At 53.9% G+C, this 13100-nt stretch carries 9 protein-coding genes; 5 read left to right on the top strand and 4 right to left on the bottom strand.

Annotated features, from left to right (window positions below):
- Positions 1-129 precede the first annotated feature (129 nt).
- Positions 130-1371, bottom strand: a complete 1242-nt coding sequence (locus tag SH528x_RS05280) for an RNA polymerase sigma factor (protein ID WP_442509481.1) — start codon at positions 1369-1371, stop codon at positions 130-132.
- Between the two features lie 286 nt (positions 1372-1657).
- On the opposite strand from SH528x_RS05280, the gene SH528x_RS05275 reads away from it, so the two are divergent.
- From SH528x_RS05275 to SH528x_RS05265, 3 genes are all read left to right on the top strand, one after another.
- Positions 1658-3223: an arylsulfatase gene (locus SH528x_RS05275; protein ID WP_442509480.1), complete on the top strand. Its 1566-nt coding sequence runs from the start codon at positions 1658-1660 to the stop codon at positions 3221-3223.
- A gap of 296 nt (positions 3224-3519) precedes the next feature.
- Positions 3520-4152 (top strand): RNA polymerase sigma factor, encoded by a 633-nt coding sequence (locus SH528x_RS05270; protein ID WP_442512081.1) that lies wholly within the window; start codon positions 3520-3522, stop codon positions 4150-4152.
- Positions 4149-5603 (top strand): anti-sigma factor family protein, encoded by a 1455-nt coding sequence (locus SH528x_RS05265; protein ID WP_442509479.1) that lies wholly within the window; start codon positions 4149-4151, stop codon positions 5601-5603. The genes SH528x_RS05270 and SH528x_RS05265 overlap by 4 nt, the downstream gene beginning before the upstream one ends.
- Before the next feature lie 77 nt (positions 5604-5680).
- Here SH528x_RS05265 and SH528x_RS05260 read toward each other — a convergent pair whose 3' ends face one another.
- Complete coding sequence (locus SH528x_RS05260; RefSeq protein ID WP_442509478.1) at positions 5681-6757, bottom strand: fatty acid desaturase family protein; 1077 nt, start codon at positions 6755-6757, stop codon at positions 5681-5683.
- A gap of 542 nt (positions 6758-7299) precedes the next feature.
- Complete coding sequence (gene lnt, locus SH528x_RS05255; RefSeq protein WP_442509477.1) at positions 7300-9063, bottom strand: apolipoprotein N-acyltransferase; 1764 nt, start codon at positions 9061-9063, stop codon at positions 7300-7302.
- A 287-nt stretch (positions 9064-9350) separates the two neighbouring features.
- On the opposite strand from lnt, the gene SH528x_RS05250 reads away from it, so the two are divergent.
- Positions 9351-11249: a serine/threonine-protein kinase gene (locus SH528x_RS05250; protein WP_442509476.1), complete on the top strand. Its 1899-nt coding sequence runs from the start codon at positions 9351-9353 to the stop codon at positions 11247-11249.
- Positions 11250-11576: 327 nt separating this feature from the next.
- Positions 11577-11999, top strand: coding sequence for a transcription antitermination factor NusB (gene nusB, locus SH528x_RS05245; protein WP_442509475.1), 423 nt, complete (start codon positions 11577-11579; stop codon positions 11997-11999).
- A 119-nt stretch (positions 12000-12118) separates the two neighbouring features.
- On the opposite strand, the gene SH528x_RS05240 is transcribed toward nusB, so the two are convergent.
- On the bottom strand, positions 12119-12871 hold the full coding sequence (locus SH528x_RS05240; protein WP_442509474.1) for an MBL fold metallo-hydrolase: 753 nt from the start codon (positions 12869-12871) through the stop codon (positions 12119-12121).
- Between the last annotated feature and the right edge of the window lie 229 nt (positions 12872-13100).

Raw genomic sequence — 13100 nt, 5'->3', positions numbered from 1 at the left:
GGGTAGTTCGCGAGACCCGACCGCTGACGCGTCACGGCTCACTAAATCAACAAGCCGTTGAAGAGTTCCGCTATGTCAGTAATCGTTGCGAAGGTCTTTAGCTGCGAAGAGAGACCGGTTGCTCTGCGTTTATTGAGGTGAGGGCAGTTGCAATTTCTGTTGAAGGAATCGTCGTTGGGCATCCTGCTGTGTCAACGCGAGTGCTTGCTCAAACGCTGCGATCGCCTCGGTTTCTCTGCCGATGCGTCTTAGTAATTCGCCGCGAGCAGAGTGGGCGAGATTATATTGCGTTAGCTCGCCGCGTCCTAAAATGGCATCAATGATCGCCAAGCCCGCTTCGGCCCCATCTCGCATTGCGATCGCAACGCCGCGATTCAGTTCGATCACCGGTGACGGATCGGCTTTGACCAGCACATCGTATAACGCGACGATTTGGGCCCAATCAGTGTCCGCAGGTGTAGCGGCATCGGCATGAACCGCCGAGATCGCGGCTTGGATCGTGTACACACCCACGCGACGCGATCGGAACGCTTGCTCGATCAGACGCTTGCCTTCGGCGATCAGATCGCGATTCCATAGTGTGCGGTCTTGATCGTCCAGTAAGACGATATCACCATCGCGTGTTTGCCGGGCCTTGCGTCGCGATTCATGCAATAGCATCAGCGACAAAAGTCCCATGACTTCGGGCTCCGGCAGCAAGTCCAACAGCAGCCGAGCCAAACGAATTGCCTCGTCTGAAAGGTCGCTCCTCGTTAGCGAGACGCCTGTCGATGCCGAGTAGCCTTCATTAAAGACCAGATAGATGCAAGCCAAAACTGCATCGAGTCGCTCGGGCATGTCCGTGAGCGAAGGAATCACGTAGGGGATTTCGGCGTCTCGAATTTTCGCCTTGCCGCGAACAATACGGGCCGCCATCGTCGAGGGTTTGACCAGAAACGCACTCGCAATCTCTTCCGTCGTCATTCCGCAAACCTCTCGCAGTGTCAGCGGAATTTGGATTTTCGGATCGATCGCAGGATGGCAGCAAGTAAAAATGAGCCGAAGCAAGTCATCGCTGATTTCTTGGCTTGCCCGAGCATCGTTTGTTTCGCTGATGGAGGTTAGTCTCGCAGCGATCTCTGGCTGCATCTCTGCGAGGCGGCTACTGCGACGAATGATATCGACTGCTTTGAATCGTCCCGTCGAAATCAGCCAAGCGGTTGCGTTAGAGGGGATCTCGCCGCCAGCCCACTGTGTCATGGCTGCTGCGAAGGCCTCGTGCATCGCTTCTTCGGCAAGATCAACATCGCCGACCAGTCGGACAAGCGTTGCGAAGATCTGACGCGATTGAGTGCGGTAGACCTCATCGACTTTTTCTTTTGTTGCGTCCATCCACATTTCACAAAACGGCAGCCGGAATCTTCATTTGCAACACGCACAGAGTGTCACCGATTATCGTATCAGAGTCCCGAGCGTTGCAGCGTCGCGTTTGGATCGCCGAATCCTCAGGGAATTGACCTTCATCACGATAGTCAAGACAATTCAAGGTCGTCTATCGCCTCACAAAAACGGCATTCGTGAGCACTGCCGATTGAAATCGTGGGGCAAGCTTTCGACCGTGCTCAATCGACTTTCTTTCCTACCTCTCCCTTCCACTCGTCAAAAATAGGAATTCATAATGTTTCTCGCTGGTTTCAACAGGTTGATGAATGGTCGTGGAGACTGTGCACTTTTGCTGCGATCTGCTGGTGTGATCGCTCTCGCTTGCTTGTGGGTGGGGCATGGACCAACAAGGTTAGACGCTGCGGATGCTGATCGTCCGAACATTGTCTTGATCATGGCCGATGATATGGGGTTTTCCGACATCGGATGTTATGGAGGCGAGATTGACACACCGAATATTGATCGTCTAGCCACGGGCGGTTTGCGTTTTCGAACCTTTTACAACAATGCAAAATGTGAGCACACGCGGGCCTCGATTTTGACCGGACGGTGGTGGCATCACGTTGGTGCGTCGCCTTCGGTTCATTATTCGGCACCCACATTTGGGGAGCGGATGCGAGACGCGGGGTATCGAACGCTGATGACCGGAAAATGGCATGCCGGACAAACTCCGTTCGAGCGAGGATTTGATCGCTATTACGGACTGACCGATGGATGTTGCAATTTCTGGAATCCCGGACATGCTCGGCCTGGCGAAGCGGAACCGGCGAAAAAGAACGTGCGTCGCTGGGCAATCGATGACCAGAAGTTCTTGCCCTTCACACCCGAGTCCAAGGACTTCTATACCACCGATGCTTTCACCGATCACGCCATCTCTTATCTCGATCAATACAAGGACGAAGATAAGCCGTTCCTGCTGTACATTGGCTACACCGCGCCGCACTACCCGATGCATGCCAGTGAGCAAGATGTGGCGAAGTATCGTGGCAAATACAAAGCGATCGGTTGGGACCAATTACGAGTGCAACGTTTTGCCAAACAGCAGTCACTTGGCGTGTTGACCGCGAATGCAAAGTTGTCTCCTCGAGATGAGGCCTTGCCTGCTTGGGATTCGATCCCCACACAAGATCGCGATCACTGGGATTTGCGAATGGCAACTTACGCTGCGATGGTCGATCGATTGGATCGCAATATCGGACGAGTGCTCAACAAGATCGACGCACTCGGAGAATCGGATAACACGGTCATCTTTTTCTTGTCGGACAACGGCGCCAGTGAAGACTCGGCGGATCGATCGACCGTCAAAGGTTCGATGCCTTGGGAAGTCACCAGTTACTTGACGCAGGGGCGTGTCTGGGCAAATGCCTCCAATACACCCTACCGTCAATACAAAACAACGGATTACGAGGGGGGCACACGGACGCCAATGATCGCATACTGGCCTGGGAAAATTCAACCGGGGACCGTCACCGACCATGTTGGGCATCTCGTCGATTTCACTCCCACGATGTTGGACTTGGCAAACGCGGATCAACCGAGTGAGTTAGCTGGACATTCGCTTGTTCCGACTTTGGGTGGCGAAGCGAGCGAGCGGCCATGGCCATTGTTTTGGCAATTTGGGAAATCTCGGGCAATCCGAGATCGCGATTGGAAATGTGTCCGCCACGGAAAGGGAAACTGGGAACTTTACAATCTGAAGGCCGATCCCACCGAACTGGTTAATTTGGCCGCTGACAGACCCGAGCTGACCGAGCAATTGGCGGGCACGTGGGAGACTTGGTGGGCAAACAAAGCACGCTAAGCAGTTAGGCAGGAGTCTTTCAGTAAATTGGCTAAAACGGCTAATTAAATCAGCAGTCTCCTTCGTTGGTGGAGAGGTAACTGCAGTCGAGGCCGGGAAAAAGCATCGCTTGGGGCGTTGTGTGGGCCGTTCTTTCCATTTTTTGCGGAACCTACAGGGCAAATCTTGGGTTAATTCAACAAGCGATCCACGAAGGTATCCCCAAAGATCGCGAAGATACTAAACTAACACCAGATAGACCGTTTTCGTTCCTTTATTCCCAAAATGTTGGTTTGGCCGTAAGCGATTCCACTGCGCTGCGTTATCAGCAGTCCGATCCGGACGTTCGATTGATGCTGCGCGTCCGTGATGATGATGCTGGGGCCTTTGAGGAATTAGTGCGGCGGTACGAGGCAAGATTGGTGCGATTGATGCACACACTTGGACCGAGCCACGAATTGGCGGAAGACTTAACACAAGAAGTTTTCTTGCGTGTCTATCGAGCGCGAAAACGTTACGAGCCAGGGGCGAAATTTTCGACATGGCTGTTCACGATCGCAGGTAACGTCGCCCGCAACTCTGCCCGAACAATGTCGCGCCGCCGCGAAGTCAGCGAAGTCGATGCGCCTCGCAGTAACGATTCACCTAGCAATGCACAGCTGTTGGCTTCGACCGCATTAGAAGCGAGCGGATTGATGCCCACTCGTGTCAGCGAGGGAAGTGAACGTGCCGAAATTGTGCGTCAGGCGGTAGAGTCATTGAGTGAGCGTCAGCGAATGGCTTTGATGCTATCGCGATTCGAAAACATGAGCTACGCCGAAATTGCCGAAACGATGGAGTTGACGCCGAAAGCGGTGAAGTCGCTGCTGAGCCGAGCGAGAGTCAATTTAAAAGAGATGCTGCAACCTTATATCGACTCGGGACTCATCCCCAAGGAGGTGGGACCATGAGTATGAACCTGCTGACCGATGACTCGCCACTAGAACCTGACGACGAGTTGCTCGTTGCCTATGTCGATGGCGAGCTCGATAATGATTCGCGAACGCAACTCGAGAATCGATTGTTGGACGACGAAGAGCTGCGACGACGGTTGCAAGACTTGCAGCAAGGGTGGGATTATCTAGATGATTTTCCCGCAATGATACCTTGTGAAAAGTTGGTGGAATCGACGCTCGAGTTGGTGGTTTCGGATATCGTCAAACCGAAAACGGAAAGCTCGACTTCGCGGATGTTCGTCGATCGATACCGCTGGCCATTGACCACTGCGGGGTTGTGCGTTCTAGGCGTATTGATTTCTGCGGTGACAATCTATGCCGTGCGAAGTTCCGATTACCAATCGCAATTGCAAGATCTTGCGATCGCAGAGAATATCGACGCCTTCTACTACGGTCACGATTTGCAATTGATGCGTGATTTGGCGCTCAATGATTCGTGGACCAATATGGTTGCCGCGATGAAAGAAATTGGCGACTTGTCACCTCCCCAACCCATCGTGGCCACAGCCGAGGTCTCGCAGCGTGAAGAGTTGATCCATACATTGACTTTGGTCGATCGTTCGCAATTAGATTCGCGATGGAAACGCTTCACACGCCTGGATGAAAAGGACCAACAGCGAATTCGTCAGACTGCAGAAAAAGTTCAAGCGCAGCCCAATGCCGAGGTCTTGCTGGAAACCATGCAGATTTATTCTGCATGGCGAGAAACACTCTCGAGCGATTTGCGAGATAAGATCGAAGCCGATGATTTGGATGAGCGACGCGACGCGATCAAGCAAGCGATCGACAAGACTCAGTTTGCTATGTCGAAACGTTCGAGCTTAAATTTGTCGGATGATACGATCGAGCGAATTGCGTTTGCGTTACATCAAATTTTGAAGCAACGTCTGCAAGACAACGATCCAGGTGCGATAGCGTTTGTCTCGCGATTAAAGCAATTTATGGACAGCGAGCGAGCCGAGTTGATGGCGATCGGTGCGATGGTTTTTGGTGACCAGGGGCGTCCGGATGGCCGAGGTGGACGGTTCGGTTTTTCTCGCGGTCCCAGTGACCGAGGGGGCAGTGACCGAGGGGGCAGTGAGAGGGGGACATCGGGAAATTCACTCAATGACCGCCCTGGTCCTTTGACGCTTGCAGAGTTGTCGATGATCGAAATTATCCTCTCGGATGCCGATCGCGACGTCTTGGATTCGATCGCGGGAGATCCCCGCAATCCAATGATGGAAGGCGTAACGCTGCGTTATTGGGCCGAAGAAACGGTGCGACGTAAAGCGTGGTCGCGAGACGAAGATGCAACCACTTTGCTACAGCGTTATGAAGAACTCGATTCGCGAGAACGTGAGATTGTTGACCTGTTGCCAGCCAAGCAGGCGCTCGACCGATTGACGCCGCCACACCGCCGCTAGCATTTGCAAGCTCTTGGACGATGCGTTTCTCTACGCCCCGTTTTTCTACGCCGCCGTTTTTTTACAACGCCGTTTTTTTACAACGCCTTGAACTCGGCATACGTAATCAGGCGATCTTGCTCTTCGTCCCAAAACTTTAGTTGTAGACAGTCAATGATGTCGCGGATTTTCAGCGATGTCTTCTTGGGCTGCTGCAGCGGCTGTAGCGCCTTCATGGCTTCGGGCAATCGATAGAACGGGATCTTTGAATTCAGGTGATGCACGTGATGGTAGCCGATATTGCCGGTCATCCAGTGCATGACGGGGCCCATCTCGAGAAAGCTTGATGATTGGAGCGCGGCATGAGTGTAGCTCCACTCGTCGCCATCACGAATCTTTGCATCGGGAAAGTTGTGTTGGATATAAAACAGGTACGTACCGATGCAGGTTGCGATCCACGCCGGCAACAGAAACACGAACGCAGTCGTTACCCATCCAGTGAACCACCAACATGCAGCGATAAATCCGAAGTGCAAAAGCATTGATGTGAACGCATCCCAGTGGCGACGAGGGTCGCGGTGGGCCGTGTGGATGCACATGCCGTAAAGAAAAACAGGAAAGTAACCCATCAGGATAACCAATGGATTGCGAGCGATGCGGTAGCTCAGGCGATCCAGCAGCGATGCTTTGCGGTAATTTTCGCTTGTCATGATCGGAAACGAGCCGATGTCGGTTCCGAACAATTTTGAATTGTGGTGATGGTGGTGATCGTGAGAATGTTTCCACGCACTCGGAGGCGTCAACATCAGGTTGCCATACACACTCAAAATCACCTTGGCTAATTTTGAACGGGTCAAAATCGTGTTGTGCTGATAGTCGTGGTACAAAATGAACATGCGGACAAGAGTCAGTCCGGTCAAGATGCTCGCGAGCGATCGCAGCCAAACGGCTTGTCCTAGTCCAGCAACGGCAGCAAAGAACAGCACCGCGCTCATCGTGCTGGCTAGATGCCACCAACTCGTCAAAGGACGGTCGATCGCAAACTCGCGACTGGCAATCAACAACTCTCGATCCAACGAGCGTTGCTCATCCGAGGATCGTGGCTCGCTTCCGTTGGTAGCAGGCTTTTGCCACGATTCGATTTCCGTATCGGATTCAATGCAATTGGCACTCAATGTGTCTATTTCCTAAAGCATAGGTGCAAACGTTTTCGGCCGATTCATTGGCGAAACCGTTCCAGATGCGAGGTGCATACGAGGATCGACAGTGCTAGCCGCACGGTCGCAGGGGAGTATGTGAGCAAAACTGCCCAAGATCGACAACCACAACCCGGTCATAGGGTGCAACCAATCGTAAATTTGCGGGAATTATTGAGCAAAATCAACTCGGCAAAGGCTGCTGATTCACCTCATTCCCCAAAAAACACCCCCCTGAACGGACGGTTTCAACGTTTGATTTTCTCAGTCCGCCCCAGGAATCCGCCCAACGCCGTGAACGAATTTCTGGTAGCTACCTTCGCCAGAAGGTGGTGATTCGCATTGCGCGCCAACAATCCACGCGCTGGCGAGCGTAGCTACGAAACGCAAATGCCGTAATTTGCAGCACAAAAATCGTTCACGGCGTTGGGAATCCGCCGAACGAACGAGCGGTTTGCTACTGTCGGTAGCGACGCCCGTTAGAGGGTGGATTCCTGCTCGTTCCGAAGGCGGCGGTTCGCTTACTCGGCGGCAACTACGTCGTCGGCTTCACCGCGTCGCGATCTTCGTTTCGAGTTGGCTTCCGCGGCGATGGATGTCAGGACGACTAGGCACGCCACTGCTAGCAGTTTGGCCGGAAGATCACCGATCCGAACATAGAAACTCGTTCGCGAATCACGAAGCGGAGTGGCGATGATCGCGCCGTCGGTTCCAACAGGCAAAGATTCCACCAAGCGACCGCAACTATCGATCCATACAGTGGGTCCATTGTTTGCCGACGAAAGAACCGGCCGACGCGTGCCGACCGCCACCAATTGGGCACAGCGTCGATGATGGTCCAAAATGCTCGAATCATCGAACCAACCGTCATTCGTAACTGTGACAATCACATCGGCACGAGTCTGGTTCGAGTGCAGCTCGCTCAGATGGTTGACCATCACCCTTTCGACTGCGGTCTCGATACAGACCGAGGGCACGATGGCGGTATCGTTGACCTCGAACACAGTCGCCCCTTCACCCGGAGTAACGCCTAAACCCGCGGGGATTAACTCGCGGAGACCGGGGATACGCGGCAGCAAAGGCACATATTCACCGAACATCACCAAGTGATTTTTGCCGTACCATCCAGCAACCTTTGCCTCAGGCGAGACGTGAACCATGCCGCTATACGCATGAGGCAGCATTCCGTAACGCACAACGCCACAACCGACCACCAAGTGAGGTTTCCGTTGGCCAGGGTTAGGGTAAGCAAGCGTGCGAATAAGCTCGTCGGCGCGTCCCAAATAATAACGCTGATTTTGTTGCACCATCGAGACAAATGACTCCGGCGGCCCCTCGTATTGTTCGGGGGCGACCGCGTCCGGATCCGCAATCATCCACGGCAATCCACCGGTAAACATCGACTCGGGCCAGACAACAACGTCGATGGGAACTTCGGATCGTTCTATTTCTTCGATGCTTTGCGTTGCATAGTTTTGGAAAATGTGCAGTTCGCGTTCAACGTCTTGCTGGTACTCGACTTGTTCATTGCGTTGTACTAACGCGAAAGCCGCCATGGTTTCGGTGATGGGTTCGTTGAGTCGAGCTTGGCCGTAGAAAAAACTTGCACCAACACAGACTGCTGCAACAACACATGCCGTGATGCTCCACCGCAGGGCTTCGATGTGATGTGTCGGGCGATACGCCGGGTCGGGGCGACGTTTTCGCGCGACGATCTGTGTTAGCACGGCGAAAACAGCGACGTTCACCGTGACGATAACGAAGCTGACGCCGTAGGTACCGAACAGGTCTGCGATCTGAATCATTGCCGACACATCGGCCAGCGAATGGCCTAACATGACGGCAGAAATCCCCGTCAACATGTAGTTCCGCGCACACTCCAGACCGACCCAAAGGGCTGCCGCCGGCACGAACAATGGAATATTCCATCGCATGCATCGTCGGCAGAGCAGCACAAAGAGCGGCAGATAGATGCCGAGATATCCAGCCAAAGCCGCTAAGCAAACATACATCGCCGGATGCGCGTGCCGGATGCCTTGCAGTGACACTAACCAATACAGCGACGACGCCAGCCAAATCGCCGCATAGTCTCGCCGCGTGAACGCCGGTTTCTCGGAAATCAGCCCAAGGACGGGAACCAGGCAAATCCAGGTAAACGGCCAGAAACTCAGCGGAGGCTGGGCTAGCCAAAGCATCAAAACGCTGGCACCCGCGAATAGGAAGCGATAACGTGTCAATTTGCTAGCAAGTCTACGGTCAGCCGGCTCGGGTGGTTTTACGTTCATGGGCGGGATCTTAGTGTTTCAGCGTGAGCAATAAAATTGCACTTTCGCAATCGGTATCCTGCGGGGGTCCGTAACGGATGCCAAGTCGATTCGGCTACAATCATTCAGCCACCCACTCGCATTTAAGCAGGTAGGCAGGAATCATTGGGTGAAATCCCGTTAGCCGTTTGGGCGCTAGCCCCGGTTGAATGTCGGAACCGTGGCTAGCGCCAAAGCGGCTAATATACTGAAAGACTCCTGGCTAACTGCTTACCTGTGTTTTCTCCTCTTTCGCTATGTCATTTGCAATGAAATCCCCTGAATTCCTTGGTCCATATCGAGTCGGAGAGACGTTAGGGCGAGGCGGAATGGGGGCCGTTTACGTGGGGGTTCATGAGCACACTGGCGAAAAAGTGGCAGTCAAACTGATTGCGGCGCATGTGGCTGATGAGCCGCGCTTTCGTCGACGATTCGATGCGGAAGTGGAAACGTTGAAACGTCTTCGCCATCCAGGAATCGTACGGCTGATTGGTTACGGCGAAGAGGACGGCCAGCTGTTCTATTCGATGGAACTGGTCGATGGGGAATCGTTGCAACAACGGATACGGCGGCAGAAGCGAATTCATTGGCAAGCCGCAATTGATATCGCGATCGAAATCTGTGCGGCGCTGAAACATGCACATGACTTTGGGGTCATCCACCGCGATTTGAAGCCTGCGAATTTGATCCTGTCCACCAGCGGTAAAGTCAAGTTGGTGGACTTTGGGATCGCCAAGTTGTTCGGATTTGGCGAGCAAACGATGGCAGGGTCGATCTTGGGGACCGCCGACTATATGGCGCCCGAGCAAGCCACCAGCAGTGGTGTTTCGGTTCGCACCGATCTCTATGCAATGGGCAGTGTGTTGTACGCCATGTTGACCGGGCGTCCTCCCTTCCCGGGCAAACGGACAACCGAAGTGATTCAGGCACTGCAGCGTGATCGTCCTGTGCCGTTGGAGCTGATCGATTCGGAATTGCCCGAAGCCCTCTGCGAACTCGTTCATCAATTGCTCGAAAAAGATCCCGCGGATCGGCCCCCCACGGCGCTATCGGTAATGAATCGGTTAAAGGCGATGCGAGCCGGACTGCTTCGCCAGCAAACGTTGCCGGATCACTCGATGCCCACCGCACACTCAATTCCCGGTCGTGACCAACCTGTGGCCAAACCCACCGGTGACTCTACGGAAAAAACGGACCCGGGAGGGCACGACACCACGGGATTGAACGTCGGCCATACGGATCGAGGTGATCAACCACAGACCGGGGATATTCGCACCGTCGAGATTGGTGGCCCGACACAATCCGAAAAGGCCCAATCTAATTTTGCCGCCACCATTGCGTCGCAAAACACCGTCGCATCGGACCCCATAACTGACGTTGAAGATGCGACGCAAACGGCGGACGAAGCCACCAGCCGCTCCACCCATTTTCAATCGGTGGATGCTGAGCATCGCCATGGTGCCGAACGTTCTGCCAACGCGTCAGCTGCAGAACATTGGAAACAAGCCATCTCGATTTCGCTGATGATGGCGGTTTTGATTGCGGGTGTGATTCTGTTCTTCAAAGCAGCCAAACAGCCCACCGCAGACGAACTCTATCAGGTCATAGCGGAAAATGCCGATGCGGAAAATGCGGGCGAAGCTCGGCTTGAAATGGATCAATTTATCAAGCGGTTCCCTGAGGACCCTCGCTACGACAAGGTGGATCGATTGCGTCGCAGAATCGATCTCCAGCGGCTACTACGACGAATGAGTGTGCAGGCGAAATTGGACATCTCACCCTTGTCCGCTGCGGAACAAGGTTTTCACGACGCCATGACCGGCCGCGAACAGGATCCTGCCACCGCCGCGTCGCGTTTGACTCAGTGGTTGGCGATCTATGACACGCAGACCTTGCAGACCGATGAATCGCTTGAGGAAATGATCGTTTTGGCCAAACACGAAGTGGAGCAGCTCCGAGAACGTGCCCCTGCGGTGATCCTGGATCCCCGGGCCGCCGAATTGCTCGATCGTATCCGCAAGACCGTCGAAAATGCGCCACCACAAACCGCCCGTGAAACGCTCACCGGGATCATCCAATTGCACGCCGACCATGGCTGGGCCGAGCCGGCGGTCGAGGAAGCAAAGCGACAGCTGGAAAAACTGACGCCGATATCGCCCACGGAATAACGTCGTGATAGGCGTGGGCATACGCTGTGAACCATTTTTTCTTATAGGTTTTGTGCTAATTTAGCGTAGCGGAAGTCGTCAAGACTTTCGTTCCACGGTGTATGCCCCCCGAAACTCTTGACGAGTTCCGCTACGTAAATGCTTCACAGTGTTGGCCAAAACGGCTAACGAAATCTGCAGTCTCGATAAGGGGGGGACTCGACAGAGCGGGGTGATGCTTCCCGAAGGATTCTTCGCTGCCCCAATCGGCGCTCCCGACTTTTCCGCATAGAATTCCTACTCACGCATCCGTTTTCTAAAAATTCCCCTCATTGTTGTCAGGTTCGAATGTCCACTCGCCGCCGTGCCCGCGAGATTGTATTGCAGCTGCTTTACGAGGCGGACGTTAACGATCCCCGCTCTGATGAATCCGCCAAGCAATTCATTCGCTCGCGTTTACAAGGACGTAAAGCGTTAACCGAATTTGCCTACAAATTGTTGATGGGCACACTCGAGCATCGCAATGAAGTTGATGCGCACCTCAGCAAATTAGCCAGCCACTGGACTTTGCCTCGCATGGCAGTGACCGATCGCAATGTGTTGCGGCTAGGCGGCTATGAGATCCTGTTCGGCGATACGCCCGGCCGTGTCGCGGTCAACGAAGCCATCGTTTTGGCCAAGCGTTACGGCGACAAAAATAGCCCGCGGTTCGTCAACGGTGTGCTCGACCGGCTTTACAAAGAACTCGAAGCCAAGCAGGCGAAGAGCTAAAGCATTATGACCTTTCGCTGCTCACGGAAAATCTGTTTCCCGTTGCAACGTCAGTCATTCTGTGAGCCGACGGCACTAGCCGCGGGCCTATCAATAATGCAAGACACATATTGACCTGCTTAGAACTCGATCTTCATTTCGTCTTCGGCAAGGACGACAGGGCAATCGACGGCTTTTCGAATCACGTCGAGATCAACCGGGTCATCGGACGTTTCCAGCGGATTGATATGCGTGACCAGCAATTTCTTGGGCTGAATCTTTTTGGCAACTTCGGCCACGCGACTGGTCCAGCAATGGCCGGTCTTTCTCGCCCACTCCTCGGACGCGTCACGAAAGTAGCACTCTTGCATTAATATGTCGCAATCGTGCCCCCAGGCCGCCATCTCGGGACTGGTGTCGCCAGTATTGTCGGTGGCGTAGACGAGCCGTTTTTGCTGTTTCTTCCATTCGATACGGTACGCCACGCTGCCGCCCGGATGATCCTGTTGTCGATGAGTGATCGTGGCGTCTCCGATTTGGAATTCATCCAACGCATCAATTTCTACCCACTCAGCGTTCAGTGAAGCAGGAAATATCAGGTCGTCAAACAAGTGCTTGCGAACCGCGTCCAGCTTGTCTTTCTCACCCCAGATGCGGCATGTCTTGACCGGGTTTTCGAACAGGACGTCCAATAGGAATGTCAAGCCGCACGTGTGATCTAAATGAGCGTGGCTGAGCAGTACATCCAGGGTTTCGGTCTTGATCAGCGGTGCCAGCCGAAAGACACCCGTACCGGCATCCAGAAGCATGCCCGATTCGGGCAGAAAATAGCACGAGGTATGGCGTTGGGCGTTTGGGTGATAGCCCACCGTACCGAGGCAATGAAGTTGCATGCTCGCCAATCCTCGCTCGGATTCAGAATTTATCATCAAAAGTGTAGACCCGTTGTCGTGCTCAAGTATATCAGAGAGTAGCGATCCCAGTTGGGGTGCCAACCCCATGGCGGTGGTAAGCCGAGGATCCGGCGGATCGGCAAGCGTCCGAGGGCGATTCTGCCCCCAAGCCCACCGCGATGGAGCGTTTGGAATCAATCATTATATATGCTCGACTCCACTTGCGATT

Source organism: Novipirellula methanifontis, assembly GCF_052161655.1.
GTDB lineage: Bacteria > Planctomycetota > Planctomycetia > Pirellulales > Pirellulaceae > Novipirellula.
This window is presented reverse-complemented; position numbering and strand designations above follow the sequence as displayed.